Below are 14,970 nucleotides of genomic sequence, written 5' to 3'. Positions count from 1 at the left end.
TTCCTTTCTTTTGGTGATTTGGTTGTGGTGACTTAATTATATCAAAGTTGGACGATTCTTTTTTATGTTTTATGCAAAAAAAGAGGTTGCCCAAAAGTAACTATTCAGCTACTTTTGGGACAACCTCTTTTTTAATTATGCTAAATCTAATATACGTTTCACTTTATTTCTTCAGCTTATCTGACTTAGCAATAAATTGAGCCGCTTCCGCACGGCTTACCGCTTTATCTGGAGCCCAGCCATTATCTGTTCCGATTGAAATATTTTCTTGGATTAAGATATTGGCATACTTCGCACCCCAATGATTTTTTAAGTCAGCAAATTCTTTTGATAGTTTTATATTTTCGTTTCTTTCTAATTTGTATGCATTTCCTAACATAGAAGCCATTGATGCACGGTTAATTAACCCACTCGGATTAAAGTTACCCTTCTCATCACCTTTTACAATACCTGCTTTTTCAACAGCAGCAATGTATGGAGTTGCCCAGTGGTTTTGTGCATCAGGGAATGATGGCTTTGCATCTTTATTAATTTCTAATCCTAAAACAGTTGCTAATATTTTTGCAGCTGAACTACGATCGATATTTTCAGCCGGTGCAAATGTACCATCTGGCTTACCGTGCACTGCTTCTTTATCTACTAAATATTGAACTGACTCTTGTGCCCAAGTTGGTACATCTGAGAACTTAGATTTCTTTTCAACTGCACTCGCATCGATTTCAAACTGTACTTGATATTTATGATCATATTTAATTGCTGGAATTAATATATGCATTTGCATATTATATTTTTTTGAGAATTCACCAATTTCAAATTGAACTACTTTTGTACCGTTATTCCCTTTATCTTCGGAAATTACTTTTACATCATGGAATGTCCCTACTTTATTTGGATCTTCTACTCTAAGATACTGGAAATAGCTACTATCTTGAACTGTTAACGTAACGATTTTTTTATCACCTTGAATGGTTACTTTTGCATTTTTTAAATATGTAGACGCAACTGATGTATCATTCGTTTGATCTTTATAAGTCTTTAAAATAACGTCATACGTGCCATCTGCTAGTTTGCTAGCTGCTTTTATTTCTACTGCCGCTTCTGCTTTCGCAATCGGTGCCATAATACCGCTAAATGGAACTACTAAAGTTGCTGCTATAACGAATGCATTTACATGTTTTTTCTTAATCATTATCAATGTGACATCTCCTTCTATATGAATATACCCAACATAACCATCATATTGATAATGATTATCAATGTCAAATAAAAATAATAATATTATTTCCTACATAAGTACGCTTTCCGCTCATTTTTGAAAAGTAAATAATGCGCAGTATGAACTTTTCTTTCTAAATAATCGATAGAATACGTGCTCGATGGATCAACTAAATCACCTATCGCACCGGAAAGGTGATCAATGACTTGCTGCAGTATTTCTAAGTTTTTCTTTTCACTTTCAGCGTTCATTTCATCCATAATGTCACAAATAAGATATTGCACTCTCCGTAAGCGTAATTCCTTCTGCTCCATGTATATCTCCTCCTTATTGGTCATATTACGGTTTAAATATATGGCATCACAGCTTAACCAATTCACAAAAATAGAGGCAACCACCTTCATAAAGATGGTTGCCCCTATTTTTATACTTGCATCGCTTTCTCCCTCAAAGCTCGTCTTAACAATTTACCCGTTGTATTCTTTGGTAACTCTGTTAAAAACTCAATGCTCTTTGGCACTTTATATTTCGCTAAATGCAGTGTGCAGTAATGCATTAGCTCCTCTTCTGTTACGTTCGTTTGTTTCAGAACAACGTAAGCTCGTACTGCTTCTCCTAAGTTTTCGTCAGGGACGCCGATTACGACAACTTCTGCTACGGATTCGTGTGTGTACAATACTTCCTCTACTTCACGAGGATATACGTTATAACCGCCAACTAGGACGATATCCTTTTTACGATCAACAATGTAGAAGTAACCTTCTTCATCCATTTTCGCTAAGTCTCCTGTATACAGCCAGCCGTCCTTTAATGTCGCAGCTGTATCTTCCGGTGCATTATAATATCCTTTCATAACGTTAGGCCCGCGAACAATTAATTCACCGACTGCGCCGACTGGTACTTCTTCCCCAAGTTCATTCACAATTTTATTTTCTACATGCCAAATATTTGTACCGATTGATCCTGGCTTACGCGGACGATCTAGCGGGTTGAAACAAGTAACTGGTGATGCTTCTGATAAACCGTATCCTTCTGAAACGATAACGTCAAAACGTTTTTCAAAGTTTTGCAGAAGAGCAACAGGCATTGACGCACCACCTGAAATACAAAGACGAAGTGTCTTCACATCTTCTGCGCTTGCTTCTTCGAATAAATATAAATAATTGTACATTGTCGGTACACCGGCAAAAATCGTCGGTTCATACGTACGGCAAATACGGAATACTTCTTTCGGACTAAATTTCGGTAACATTAAAATGGTTGCCCCGTTCACAATCGGTGCATTTACTGCGACTGTTAAACAGAACACGTGGAACATTGGCAGTGCCGCAACGACGCGATCATCAGCAGTATATTGTAAATACGAAGCCACATCGCTCGCGTTACTATATAAATTTTTATGTGTTAACATAGCGCCTTTCGGTTTTCCAGTTGTGCCCGAAGTGTATAAAATAACTGCTACATCTTCTTCATCTAGCTCTGGACCTTCGTACGTTGCATCTCCAGCCCCTACAAAACTAGTAAACGTTTTCATTTTTTCGGTTTCTGTATGGTTAAAATCTGATGAGGTTTCGCATATGATGATGTTTTCAAGTGAAGGAAGTCTTGTTGTAAGAGATTGTATAACAGGTAGAAGGACGTCGAGTACGATAATTGTTTTTACATCTCCATTTTGTAAAATGTAATGCATTTCGTCTGCTGTATAAATTGGATTAACTGGAATAACAGTTGCTCCAGCTTTCATTGTTCCGTATAAACCGACCAAAAAATGTGGTGAATTTCCAACAACTAATGCAACATTGTCCCCTTTTCCAATGCCCATTTCTGCTAAATTGCTAGAAAACTTCGTGACCATTTTGTTTAATTGGTCATAAGAGACCGACTGATCCATAAATATATAAGCCGGTTTATCCCCATTGTTTTTTGCCGTTTCAGCCAAAGATTGAACGAGATTCACACAAACCCCACCTTTATAAAATTTAGAATATTTAAAAATTCTAAATTAATTATATTAAAAGAAAATTAAAGTAGCAAGTGATATTCTATTAACTGCATATACACAGATCACCTCCTCTTAGTTTACTTTGGAAGGATAAGGGGATTTTATTGGCAAGCAATTTATGAAACTACGCCAAAAATCATTTTAGGATAATATGCACTCATCTTTTCTCTAAGTTTATCGAGTTCCTCTTTATTTAACGTCGTATGCTCCCCATACAAGTTGATCGCGTACGCTCCATCTTCATGAAAATACACCGTAACATATAATGTCGGTAATCCTTTATTGTCTTCATCTATTGATAAGACAACATCTGGTGTCTTATTAACAGTGCTGAATGTTTCATTTCTTTTCCACTTCTTATTTTGAAACATGTCTTGTATTTCCTGTACCTTTCGTTTGTTATCTGTATGCGTATAATATATGACATTATCCTGCGCTGGCTTTCCAATTGATAAAAGTGTACGACTTGAGGACGTTTCATCGTTACAAGCTGTCATTCCGATGACGAAGCTGAGCAATAATACAACGTACATTACCCTTTTCATTTCGGTCCGCCTCCTTTTGAATATATATATTCCTTTGCAAGGGGCAGATTTCCTGTGATTTTATATTTCGTGGTAAATGAAATTATATCGGGGATTTTTCAAATATATCGACTTACCGACAAAAAGTGACAATCTACGAAAAAAAAGAGGCTGTTCGTTATGACAGCCTCCCTCATTATTTTTAGAAGAATAAATGTAAGAAATCTTCTGTTGTGATGTTGCCGAAGTAGCGTGCGATATCTACGCCTTCTAAAGCTGCAGTGAATGCATCTTTATCGAATTGTACGCTTGTTAGACGTTCTTCAATATCATGAACATCTAGTGAACCGAAGAAGTCACCGTAAATTTTGCATTCTGTTACTGTTCCTTTTTTCACTTCAAGACGAACGTCAACTTGTCCAACTGGGAAGCGGTGTGAATGTTGTAAGTTAAACTTCGGAGATTTTCCGTAGTTCCAGTCCCAATTGCGGTAGCGCTCTTCAGAAAGTTTATGAATTGCTTTCCAATCCTCTTCTGTTAATTCATACGTTGGAATTTCTGTTTCCCCTTCGAAAATCGTTTCTAGAAGAAGTTGTCTAAACTCTTCTGTCGTCATTTTTTCGTTTAGGAACTCTGTAATGTTCGCAACGCGGCTACGGATTGATTTAATTCCTTTTGATTGGATCTTATCCATTTTTACTTTTAACGCTGATACAACGTGATCGATTTCAGAATCAAATAGTAACGTACCGTGACTGAACATACGACCTTTCGTTGAGAACTGCGCGTTACCTGAAATTTTTCTACCTTCAGCTAAAATATCGTTACGACCACTTAGTTCTGCATTTACGCCAAGTTTACCAAGCGCTTTCGTTACAGGCTCTGTGAATTTTTTGAAGTTGCTGAAACTGTCTCCATCATCTTTCGTAATAAAGCTGAAGTTTAAGTTTCCTAAATCATGATATACTGCGCCTCCGCCTGATAGACGACGAACGACATGAATACCTCTTTCTTTTACGTAATCCGCATTAATTTCTTCTACTGTGTTTTGGTTTTTACCAATGATAATCGAAGGCTCATTAATGTAGAACAGTAAATAAGTTTCGTTAATATCTAAATTCTTCACACAGTATTCTTCAATCGCTAAGTTTATTCTAGGATCTGTAATCCCTTTATTATCAATAAATAACATCGTATCACCTCATGAGTTCCATACGTAGCCACTATGCGCTAGCGTAATATGGCCACTGAAAATTTGTTTTGCTTCTGTTACTAAATCAGATGGATTGCCTGTATGTGGTAAATGCGTTAATAAAAGTTCTTTTACATTCGCATCTTTCGCAATACTTGCTACTTCTGTACTATTCATATGCCCTGCTTTTGCTGCCTCTTGATGTGCATACATATTACACTCACAAATGAAAAGGTCAGCATCTTTCGTGAATGGAATAAACTCAGGAATATAACTGGAATCAGCGCTGTATACTACGATATCACTACCAGCTGTAATACGCATCGCAAAGCATGTAACAGGATGAACAGTTTTTAAGAATGAAATCGAAAACGGTCCAATTTGAAGTGTTTCTTCTGGATTGTACGCGATTCCTTTCGTATGCGGTTCATGCGTTAAAGAATTGAAGCCATTCTCATCAAACGTATGACCGTATATTGGTAGTTCCGGTAGTTGTCCCTTCGCCCCGCTCATAATTAATCTCGCATATTGCAATACCCCAATGTCTGCAACATGATCGTGATGATAGTGCGAAAGTACAACTGCATCTATATCAGATGGTGTTATATATTTTTGAAGCTGTGCTAGTACACCACTACCACAGTCTACAAGTAAACGAAAACCATCGTGTTCAAACAAATAGCCCGACGTTGCTTCTCCCGCTTCTGGAAAGCCGCCCCAAAAGCCGACAACAGTCATTTTCATATGTATCCATCCTTTCTAAAACCGAGTAGGAATGCATGTTTCACTTACATCCTACATTGTTAACTATAATCCATTTCCTAAACTTTTTCATTAATTTTCACTTTTGTTATAAAACAGTTGTTGACTTTTATTTTTTGTACTAATACAATGATAGTAAGAAATGGAAATGGAGGGATTGACATGATCGAACAACCAATGGAGTTTTTCCGAAATTTACCGACGAAAACTTGTGCGCACTGCGGGAAAGAAATTGATGAGCAGCATGAAGCATACCATAACAAATGTGATGACTGCGTTCACGAAGAATAGTAGTTTGTGAACAGAAAAAAACCTAGCAGACATAGTCTACTAGGCTAATAACATCGTATCCTTCATCGTTGAACCTTTCACCAAGAGCTCCAGTTCAAACTCATACAGTTCTTTTTTTCGATAATTTTTCGTATGGATTTTATCCATCATCAGGTCGACAACTTTTCGGGCCATCTCATCGATTGGCTGTTCAATTGTCGTAATACCTGGCTCTGTAATCTGTGATAAAATTTGATTATCAAAACCGATAACAGCGAGATCATCTGGAATACTCCAGTTATGGCGTTTCGCCTCTGAGATAATTCCAGCTGCTACCTCATCGCCTCCTGCCAAAATCGCGGTAGGATTTTTTTTGTCCTTTAATACTTCATGGAATATTCGTTTTCCATCCTCCCAAGAGAAAGCGTTTTCAAGAAAATCAATCGCTTCTACTTGGCGGCTCTTCTCCGTTATGGCACGTAAAAAGCCCATTTTTCGCTGTTGGCTAACGACTTTGGTTTCGTTACCACGACAAAAAATAAGATTACGATATCCTTGTTCTAACACATGCTTAGCAGCTATGTATGCTCCTTGCGCATGATCAAACTTCACTGTTGGAACATTTGCTTCCTCAATATATTCATTACATAACACGATTGGACCGTGCTGTAAGTATGGCTCTACATCTTCCCACGGATTTTCTAGTGAACATAGAATAATCCCATCTACTTGCTTCGTAGATAATAATTGTAAATACTCCATCTCTTTTTCCGGTAAATATCTTGTTTGACAAATAATCAGTTTATATTTATGTTCAGAAGCAGCAATCTCGATTGCTTCAATAAATCTACTGAAGAAAGGATTTGTAATCCTTGGAACTAGCACCGCAATTGTTTCCGTCTTTTGTTTACGAAGCCTTCTCGCCGCAGAATTAGGAACGAAGCCTAAATGCTTCATCGCTAATTGAACCCTTTTTTTCTTCTCATCTGAAACATATGGATGATTATTGATCACCCTAGAAACCGTTGTCCTTGATAACCCCGCTAATTTCGCCACGTCCTCTATAGTCGACACGAAATTCTCCCCCTTTTCATGAAAACGTTTTCTTAAATTGATTATATAGTATATTATTGGAAACTGCAATATGGGTTGTTATAATTTTACTATATTAATATTATACATAGGGAAAAGTCTGTTAATGAGAGGAAAGTTTATACTACTTTTAGAAGTTTACAGTAGGCATATTTATTAAAGATAAAGGGAGATATTTCATGAATCGGACGGATCGTTTATTAGCTATATTAATTGAATTACAAAGAAGACAAACTGTTACAGCACAAAGCTTAGCGGAAAAATTTGAGACAAGTATAAGAACGATTTATCGAGACATGGATGCACTTAACGAATCGGGTGTTCCTATTTATTCAATGCCTGGCCACGGTTATTCATTAATGGATGGTTATTTCTTACTACCCATTCAACTTACGCCTGAAGAGGCTGTTACTCTTTTATTAGGCGGTGATTATATCGAGAAAACTTTCACTTCTTCTTTTTCTGTACATGCACGATCAGCAAAAGAGAAACTTGAGGTTGTTCTCCCCGCTGATCAACAAAAGAAAGCCCGGGAATTACGAGGAACTTTTCGTTTTCTTTCTCCTATATTTTCGCAGCAGCAACCTGAACAAGAAAAACTTGAAAACCAACTGATCCTGTTGCAAGAATCTATTCAAAAAGAACAAGCTATCTCTTTTTCTTATCGGAAACCGAGAGAAACTACAAAAATAAAACGGACCGTTCATCCTTACGGCTTAGTCAATATTTCAGGAATTTGGTACATCGTTGCCCACTGTTTACTTCGAAAACAAATACGCAATTTCCGCTTAGATCGTATGGATACATTACAGCAAGAACAAGAATTTTTCACAAAACCGAAAGACTTTTCTTTACAAAACTACAAACCTGAAAGCAATCACACTGTTACAATCCATTTAGTGTTTCCATCTCATATTGCACATAAAATTATTGAATCACGATATTTTTTTATAGATTCATATGAACATAGAGATAATGGCTTTCATGTCTTTTTGAAATCAAGAAACATAGACGAAGTGTTTCAATGGGTATTGAGCTGGGGAAGCCAAGTGCAAGTACTGGAGCCAAAAATTCTTTCTGAAAAAATTCGTGATGAAGCAAAAAAAATGTTAAAACTTTAATTTCACTACTGACATAATGTTGTCAGTATCCCTCCTTTATAGTAGGTATTAACAAATACATTTTCATAAAAAGGAGTTAGCAATATGAAGAAATTTGAGGAATTAGCTACGTATTACATGGAGGAATTAGAAAAATATTCGATAGAACAATTTAGGATAAAACCTTCTGCTGAAGAATGGTCCCTCGGTCAAATGTATAATCATTTAATTGCCTCTACATATATGCAGTTAGATGCAATCGCGAAATGTAGAACTGTAGTGCCTTCTGCAACTAACAAAAAAACGGATACGGGTGAAAAAGTATATAAACTCGGTGCTTTCCCAAATATACAAATCAAAGTACCAAATCATCCTGGATATACACCTGAAAATCCCTCTAATAAAGAAGAAATACAAAAACGTATTCTAAAATTAATTACAGTTGTTAAAGACATTGAGCCAACACTTTCTTCTATTCCAAGTGATTGTAAAGTCGAACATCCTGGGCTCGGTTACTTAAATGCAGCAGAATGGTTTCAACTTATTTCTATGCATTTTGCTCATCATCTTCGTCAGAAAGAAAGATTGGAGACAAAAGTTTTAGTGTAAAAAATGAAAAAAAGGTGGTTTGGTCTATTTCCAAACCACCTTTTTATTTCTATCTTTACGGCTTTGATATTTCCTGCATAAATCCAGCTATACTTGCTAATAAACTAGTAAAAATGAAAAGTACAATAATAAGAGGAATAAGTTTATCCTTATTTAAATTCGTAATCGTTTTTAAACCTATGCCTAATAAAATGTAATACCATATATTAAATATATCTATTCTTTGAGCAATTGTATGTAGAACCATATTATCCGTTGCTATCGCGCCTAAACTTGTATAAGATATCTCATACCCACTTAGAGACAGTGCAATTAATCCGTTTAAAATCATCCCTAATCGCAATACAAATGAAGCATAAATAATTATCGGGAATGTTTCCTTATAGTTAATATCAACCCCGAAAAAAATCATAATGTTCTTATAGAATATAGGTGCAAAAAATAACGCTACGATTCCACTAATTGCGGAAATCCCAAATGTAGTAAAGAAAGTTATGTATTTTGGAACAGTAAATCCTGTTTTATCATGAAACATACTAAGCGCAGGATTATTTAAAGCATTCCAAGACATTAAAGCACTTGAAATAATAATAAGAACCATTAAAAGAGCAAGTGGTAAAAATATATTTCTTTGATTCTTCATCCTTTTGAATTGCAGTGTTGGTGAAGTAAACATCCCCAAAATTGATGGTTTCCCTGAAATCTCTTCATGTATAAGACTGCTAGCTTGCAAGAAAATCCCCCTTCCTCATTACAATCATAGCTCCTCCCACTTCGTCCAAACTTCTCTCCCATTTATACGGTACATATTATCCTCTCTGTCCATAAACCCCTGCACAATAAACTCGCGTCTAATCGTACAAAAATCGTCATGATATTGTTTGATGAATGCATTGATTTCTTTTTCCGTATACTGATTCTCCGCATTTAACTTGCTAATTAAATGCTCTAACAATACTAGTTTTTTCTTCTTTTGACCTGGAATCGATTTTAGACGGTCCTCTTTATCAAAAAAGTTACGAATGGTCGTATCCCTAAATTTCATTTCACTTTCAGTCATTTTTTTGTCCTCCATCGGTTTTTTATGTACTGATTTTTTATTTGTCCTTACTATTTTTCTTCATTCTTTTACTTATAACATCCATAAGGTAATACCCGCTAATTAGTACATAGTAAACTGTAAGTATTCCTAGTGCATCTTTCATATTTATATATTTTTCTTTATGAAACAAGATAGGTGACAGGGCGTAAACAAGAAAGATGATTAGCGGATTTAAGATAAAATAATAAGTAAGATTTCCTTTCATCATATCAGCTCCCTTGTAATATACTTCTATTCAAATTGTTGCAATCCCTGTTCTTTTATTTAGCCTACACATGAAATATGGTAAATCATGTTATAATTTACTAATACATACTTTGGAGGGTAAATAGTGAAAAAATCTATAATCGTATTAAGCATCCTATATTTTATTTTAACCGTACATACAGCAGCTGTTCTTTTAGGAAAAGAGGATTATAAAGGTGCTATCCATACATTAAAGAAAACGAAGGAAACCTCTTCCTTTCAATCTGCAAAAGACGGTGTGATTTTATTAAAAGGAACATTAACTACCGCCCAACCTATTACAGAAGAAAAACTTCAAAATAAAGAATTCGCACTTCTTGAAATTAATACATACAAACGACGAAAGGCAAATTGGAAAAACATCGATACCCAGCAGCATATTGCAAAGCAGCTCTTACTAAACAATGAGGCTCTTCCTACATTAAAAGAAGTACGCTTCTCAATGGAACCAATTACACTGTCAGGAAAAGATATTTCTGCCGAAGATTACTCACTACAAAAGGATGATACTCAATTAACAATTAAAGGTAAAGGATACCGCTATACAGGAATAGAAAACAAATCAGACGTTCTTATTTTTGGCATAAAAAAAGGAGATACACTTGAAGGTTATAGTGGCTCTGAAATTCTAATAGGAAAAACAAAAGAGGACATTGCCAGCAACATGAAACTATATACTTTTGCTGAAAAATATGGTCCATTTGTTTGGATTGTAGCTACAATTATTCTTATAAGTATTGTTATATATTTTTTCCGTAACAATAGAAAAATAAATGTAATTTCTCAAACAATAAAACAAGACGAATAAAAAGGCACCATTTCGGTTCCTTTTTATTCGTCTTATTTATACTTCAACCGATTGATTTTCAGCAATATTTTTAAATTGTCGTTTGTGCATCCAAGTTAATGAAGCGATTGTTCCAAGTGATAATACAACGATGAAAATCATGAGTATTCCTATGTTTTGCCACATGAAGTTAAAGTCTCCGCTTGATACGACTGCCTTCAATCCTGATACAGAGTATGTCATCGGTAGCCAAGCATTGAATGGTTGTAAAAACTTCGGAATCAATTCTAGTGGGAATGTTCCGGCGCTTGTTGTAAGCTGAATAATTAATGTAATGATGGCGATGAAACGCCCTGCATCACCGAATGCTGTTACTAAACATTGAATTAATGCGATAAACGCTAAGCTTGTAACGATGCTAAAGAGTATAAAGTATGGAATACTTTGTACTTCTACACCTAACCCGAACAGTAATATAACATCAGCTACTACCGCTTGAATAATACCGACTGATAGTAACACACCAAACTTACTAATAAACCAGCTAAATCCTGATTTCGGAATGCCAACTGTATCGCGTAATGGGTATACGATAGATAATAGTAATGCCCCAACAAATAAACCGAGTGATAAGAAATACGGTGTAAATCCAGTTCCATAGTTTGGAACTTCCGCCATTTTCTCCGTCTTCACTTTTACAGGGCTTGCAAACATATCATACGTTTTATCAGTTCCTTTTACTTCACCAGTTTTCTCTGCCCCTTCACCAAGTTTCTCAGCAAGTTCACCTGAACCGTCGTTTACTTTTACGAGACCATCTGTTACTTTTCCTGATCCGTCTGCTAGTTTGTTTACGCCGTCGATTAGCTGGGTTGAGCCAGTTGACATTTGATTTAGGCCACCATTTAGAGTACCTAAGCCAGTTGTTACTTGACCAGACCCATCTGCTAATTGATTGACTCCACCTGCCATTTGGTTTGCTCCTACAGATAATGTTCCTAAACCGCCTGTTACTTGACTTGAGCCATCTGCTAATTGATTGACTCCTGCAGATAATGTTCCTAAACCACCTGTTACTTGACCAGACCCATCTGCTAATTTCGTTACACCTACAGATAATGTTCCTAAACCGCCTGTTACTTGACCAGACCCATCTGCTAATTTGGATACTCCTACAGATAATGTTCCTAAACCGCCTGTTACTTGACCAGACCCATCTGCTAATTTGGATACTCCTACAGATAATGTTCCTAAACCGCCTGTTACTTGACCAGACCCATCTGCTAATTGATTGACTCCTGCAGATAATTGACCTAATCCTGCTGTCACTTTTCCAGAGCCACTTTGTAATTGCGTTACTCCATCAATTAATTGAACTGATCCATCTTTTAATTTATCGGCACCTATTTTTGCATTATCTAATCCCTCACCAAATCCATGAAACTTACTAACAAATTCATTTTGTGCGTTCGTTAGTTTCTCAATACCACCTGCCAGAGTTTTTATCCCTGCTGGATTTGGTAACTTGTTTTGCAATCCATTTGTTGTTTGATGTATTTCGCCTTTTACTTGTTTTACTTCTTCATTTAATTTATTTGTTCCATCTGCTACTCCGGCAGCTTTTTGCTGAACTGTCGCTGTACTTTTTACAGCACTTGTTATGAATGGTTGTAACTGCTCTTGATATTCTTTCGGTAAACTTTCAATTTGCTTTTGTAAATTCGCTACCTCTTGTGCTGCATTTTTAGCATCTCCTGCTGTTGATTGCGTAAGTTCATTTAACTGATTTACATTTTCTCCAGCTCCATCTATTTTCTCATTTACTGTATTCAATATAGAAGGAATTTCCGACTGCATTTCCCCTAAGCCTGCAACAGAATTTTGTACGTTACTATTTAAATCCTGCAATCCCTTTTGAATCTCTTGCGATCCTTTTTCTAATTGACTTTGCCCTTCAACAAGTTTCCCCATACCATTTGATAAATCAGTTGTTCCTGTTTTTAATTCACCGGATTTACTTACTAATTTGTTCAAGCCACCGGTCACTTTCTCAGATCCATCACGCAATTCACCCGTTTTACTATTTAACGTATTTAAACCGTCTGTTACTTTACCCGATCCGTCTACTAATTTCCCGATACCTGCATTGCTATTTAATGCATGTAAACCATCTGTTACTTTTCCTGATCCATCTACTAGTTTCCCAATACCTGCATTGCTATTTAATACATGTAAACCATCTGTTACTTTTCCTGATCCATCTACTAATTTTCCGATACCTGCATTGCTATTTAATACGTGTAAACCATCTGTTACTTTTCCTGACCCATCTACTAATTTTCCGATACCTGCATTGCTATTTAATACGTGTAAACCATCTGTTACTTTTCCTGACCCATCTACTAATTTCCCTATACCTATTTGCATTTCACCTGTTTTGCTATTTAGCGTATTTAAACCATCTGTTACTTTTCCTGACCCATCTACTAATTTATTAGATCCATCTGATAATTTTTGAACTCCATCCTTCATCTCCCCAGACTTCCCTTGAAGTGTATGAAGGCCATCCGTCACTTTACTTGAACCATCATGCAATTCACTTGATCCGTCGTGTAGTTTACTTGCCCCTTCCGCCCCATCTGCTAATCCTTTTGAGACGTCTTTAATGGAATCAAACATTTTCTCTGCATATGTTTTCGTTAACGTACTTGCTACTTCACCTTTAATTTTTTCAATCGCTGTTCCACCAATTTGTGAAGATAAGAAGTTTAAGCTTTCGTTTGGAATGTATTCTAAGTTTAATGGTTTCGGATTATCTTTTAATAACGTTGTAGCGTTACTTGAGAAGTCATCTGGAATGCGTACTAACATGTAATACTTTCTACCTTCCATTCCTTTTTTCGCTTCTTTTTCACTTACAAATTCCCATTTAAAACTTGTATTATCTTTTAAGTTATCAACGAGCCCTTTTCCGACCTCAATTGGTTTCCCATCAAATACTGCACCTTTATCTAAATTGACTACCGCAACTGGTAAATCATCTAACTGTTTATACGGATCCCAAAAGGCCCATAAAAACATACCCGCATATAAAATCGGTACAAATAGAACGGCGATAATTGGAATTAATATTTTTTTACTTTTTATAATTTGTGTGAACTCTTTACGAAGCAACTGATTTCCTTTCATCATTTCTCCCCCCTTTTTAAAATGACTAAAACGTTCATTTAGTCATTTTTACCCAAACAAAAAGGCTATACTTATTCATACATATGCCTTATCCCCAAATGTATACTATGCAACTGTTCTTTACTATGAAGTGAATATTTCTATTATCCCTCCTAAAATAAACACATGACCACTTTGTTCAATTGGTCATTTTTTATAATAATAAAAGGATTATCTTAGTTTGACAATCCTTTTAATAAATAAAGTTCAAATAATTCTGCGATTTTTTCTTTTTCTAACGGTTCATGATTTTTTTCCCAATCAAAAATAAGCGATACGTATAAGCGAAGCATAATAAATGCTGTAATTTCTGGATCACATTTGCTAATTTCACCTTTATCAATCGCAATCTTTAAATACGATTGAATGACAGAAACGATTTCTACATCAACTTGTTGCATCACTTCTTGTACTTCTTTCGTTCCCATATCGCGCTCTTCTTGAATTAATTTAATCATGAGCTGATGTTCTTTTCTGAATTCTAATATGCTATATAATGCTCTATGTACATTTTCAAAAAATGAAACATCTGAACGAATTGCATGTTCTGCAACTTGCTTCATTTCTGTAATTAAATTAGAAATAATTTCACCAAATAACTCTTCTTTATTTTTGAAAAAAGTATAAATCGTTCCTTTTCCTACATTCGCTAACTTCGCTACTTGATCCATCGTTGTTGCTTTATAACCGAACGCTGAAAAAGACTTTGTTGCAGCTTCAATAATAGAACGCTTTCGATCTATCGCCACATCGTCACCTCCAAAAATGACCAATTGGATAATATAGTCAATCAGTACACCTTTGATATTACCACACGCTTACATTCTATACAAGTTCTCT

The 14,970-nt window shown here is 35.8% G+C and carries 16 protein-coding genes; 4 read left to right on the top strand and 12 right to left on the bottom strand.

Going from position 1 to position 14,970, the window contains the following annotated elements; all coding sequences use genetic code 11:
- Positions 1-163: 163 nt before the first annotated feature.
- The 6 genes from CO726_RS27760 to CO726_RS27735 form a co-directional block, all read right to left on the bottom strand.
- Positions 164-1,189 carry an S-layer homology domain-containing protein gene (locus CO726_RS27760; RefSeq protein WP_099686411.1) on the bottom strand — a complete coding sequence of 342 codons (1,026 nt, stop codon included), beginning with the start codon at positions 1,187-1,189 and terminating at the stop codon, positions 164-166.
- Between the two features lie 89 nt (positions 1,190-1,278).
- Positions 1,279-1,530, bottom strand: coding sequence for a hypothetical protein (locus CO726_RS27755; protein ID WP_071737232.1), 252 nt, complete (start codon positions 1,528-1,530; stop codon positions 1,279-1,281).
- Between the two features lie 110 nt (positions 1,531-1,640).
- Positions 1,641-3,173 carry a fatty acid--CoA ligase family protein gene (locus CO726_RS27750; RefSeq protein ID WP_099686410.1) on the bottom strand — a complete coding sequence of 511 codons (1,533 nt, stop codon included), beginning with the start codon at positions 3,171-3,173 and terminating at the stop codon, positions 1,641-1,643.
- Positions 3,174-3,334: 161 nt separating this feature from the next.
- On the bottom strand, positions 3,335-3,763 hold the full coding sequence (locus CO726_RS27745) for a hypothetical protein (protein ID WP_099686409.1): 429 nt from the start codon (positions 3,761-3,763) through the stop codon (positions 3,335-3,337).
- A gap of 181 nt (positions 3,764-3,944) precedes the next feature.
- Positions 3,945-4,934, bottom strand: a complete 990-nt coding sequence (gene lplA, locus CO726_RS27740; RefSeq protein ID WP_099686408.1) for a lipoate--protein ligase — start codon at positions 4,932-4,934, stop codon at positions 3,945-3,947.
- Positions 4,935-4,943: 9 nt separating this feature from the next.
- Positions 4,944-5,678, bottom strand: a complete 735-nt coding sequence (locus tag CO726_RS27735; RefSeq protein ID WP_099686407.1) for an MBL fold metallo-hydrolase — start codon at positions 5,676-5,678, stop codon at positions 4,944-4,946.
- A gap of 180 nt (positions 5,679-5,858) precedes the next feature.
- On the opposite strand from CO726_RS27735, the gene yhfH reads away from it, so the two are divergent.
- Positions 5,859-5,987 carry a protein YhfH gene (gene yhfH, locus CO726_RS27730; RefSeq protein ID WP_099686406.1) on the top strand — a complete coding sequence of 43 codons (129 nt, stop codon included), beginning with the start codon at positions 5,859-5,861 and terminating at the stop codon, positions 5,985-5,987.
- A 39-nt stretch (positions 5,988-6,026) separates the two neighbouring features.
- Here the strand turns inward: yhfH and CO726_RS27725 are convergent, their stop codons facing one another.
- Entirely contained in the window at positions 6,027-7,040 is a 1,014-nt protein-coding gene (locus tag CO726_RS27725; RefSeq protein WP_099686405.1) for a LacI family DNA-binding transcriptional regulator, read from the bottom strand.
- A gap of 197 nt (positions 7,041-7,237) precedes the next feature.
- On the opposite strand from CO726_RS27725, the gene CO726_RS27720 reads away from it, so the two are divergent.
- On the top strand, positions 7,238-8,179 hold the full coding sequence (locus CO726_RS27720; RefSeq protein ID WP_099686404.1) for a helix-turn-helix transcriptional regulator: 942 nt from the start codon (positions 7,238-7,240) through the stop codon (positions 8,177-8,179).
- Positions 8,180-8,263: 84 nt separating this feature from the next.
- On the top strand, positions 8,264-8,767 hold the full coding sequence (locus tag CO726_RS27715; RefSeq protein ID WP_099686403.1) for a DinB family protein: 504 nt from the start codon (positions 8,264-8,266) through the stop codon (positions 8,765-8,767).
- A 55-nt stretch (positions 8,768-8,822) separates the two neighbouring features.
- On the opposite strand, the gene yknW is transcribed toward CO726_RS27715, so the two are convergent.
- The 3 genes from yknW to CO726_RS27700 are packed head-to-tail and all read right to left on the bottom strand — an operon-like array spanning position 8,823 to position 10,077.
- A complete protein-coding gene (yknW, locus tag CO726_RS27710) occupies positions 8,823-9,500 on the bottom strand; it encodes a YknW family membrane protein (protein ID WP_099686402.1) in 678 nt (225 codons plus the stop codon).
- A gap of 24 nt (positions 9,501-9,524) precedes the next feature.
- On the bottom strand, positions 9,525-9,827 hold the full coding sequence (locus CO726_RS27705; protein ID WP_136699885.1) for a DUF2087 domain-containing protein: 303 nt from the start codon (positions 9,825-9,827) through the stop codon (positions 9,525-9,527).
- A 37-nt stretch (positions 9,828-9,864) separates the two neighbouring features.
- A complete protein-coding gene (locus CO726_RS27700; protein WP_099686400.1) occupies positions 9,865-10,077 on the bottom strand; it encodes a hypothetical protein in 213 nt (70 codons plus the stop codon).
- A 123-nt stretch (positions 10,078-10,200) separates the two neighbouring features.
- On the opposite strand from CO726_RS27700, the gene CO726_RS27695 reads away from it, so the two are divergent.
- A complete protein-coding gene (locus CO726_RS27695) occupies positions 10,201-10,923 on the top strand; it encodes a hypothetical protein (RefSeq protein WP_099686399.1) in 723 nt (240 codons plus the stop codon).
- A gap of 36 nt (positions 10,924-10,959) precedes the next feature.
- Here CO726_RS27695 and CO726_RS27690 read toward each other — a convergent pair whose 3' ends face one another.
- Together CO726_RS27690 and CO726_RS27685 are read right to left on the bottom strand one after the other, a co-directional pair.
- A complete protein-coding gene (locus CO726_RS27690) occupies positions 10,960-14,091 on the bottom strand; it encodes a YhgE/Pip domain-containing protein (protein WP_099686398.1) in 3,132 nt (1,043 codons plus the stop codon).
- A 215-nt stretch (positions 14,092-14,306) separates the two neighbouring features.
- Positions 14,307-14,879: a TetR/AcrR family transcriptional regulator gene (locus tag CO726_RS27685; RefSeq protein WP_099686397.1), complete on the bottom strand. Its 573-nt coding sequence runs from the start codon at positions 14,877-14,879 to the stop codon at positions 14,307-14,309.
- Positions 14,880-14,970 lie beyond the last annotated feature (91 nt).

Source organism: Bacillus fungorum, assembly GCF_002746455.1.
GTDB classification, from domain to species: Bacteria; Bacillota; Bacilli; order Bacillales; family Bacillaceae_G; genus Bacillus_A; species Bacillus_A fungorum.
The sequence above is the reverse complement of the archived record's forward strand: the minus strand, read 5'-3'. Positions and strand labels throughout refer to the sequence as shown.

Coding starts and splice junctions, on each gene's coding strand:
- CO726_RS27755 (WP_071737232.1), bottom strand. CDS start 1,530: ATGGAGCAGAAGGAATTACGCTTACGGAGAGTGCAATATCTTATTTGT.
- CO726_RS27735 (WP_099686407.1), bottom strand. CDS start 5,678: ATGAAAATGACTGTTGTCGGCTTTTGGGGCGGCTTTCCAGAAGCGGGA.
- CO726_RS27760 (WP_099686411.1), bottom strand. CDS start 1,189: ATGATTAAGAAAAAACATGTAAATGCATTCGTTATAGCAGCAACTTTA.
- CO726_RS27705 (WP_136699885.1), bottom strand. CDS start 9,827: ATGACTGAAAGTGAAATGAAATTTAGGGATACGACCATTCGTAACTTT.
- CO726_RS27720 (WP_099686404.1), top strand. CDS start 7,238: ATGAATCGGACGGATCGTTTATTAGCTATATTAATTGAATTACAAAGA.
- CO726_RS27715 (WP_099686403.1), top strand. CDS start 8,264: ATGAAGAAATTTGAGGAATTAGCTACGTATTACATGGAGGAATTAGAA.
- lplA (WP_099686408.1), bottom strand. CDS start 4,934: ATGTTATTTATTGATAATAAAGGGATTACAGATCCTAGAATAAACTTA.
- CO726_RS27690 (WP_099686398.1), bottom strand. CDS start 14,091: ATGAAAGGAAATCAGTTGCTTCGTAAAGAGTTCACACAAATTATAAAA.
- CO726_RS27700 (WP_099686400.1), bottom strand. CDS start 10,077: ATGATGAAAGGAAATCTTACTTATTATTTTATCTTAAATCCGCTAATC.
- CO726_RS27745 (WP_099686409.1), bottom strand. CDS start 3,763: ATGAAAAGGGTAATGTACGTTGTATTATTGCTCAGCTTCGTCATCGGA.
- yhfH (WP_099686406.1), top strand. CDS start 5,859: ATGATCGAACAACCAATGGAGTTTTTCCGAAATTTACCGACGAAAACT.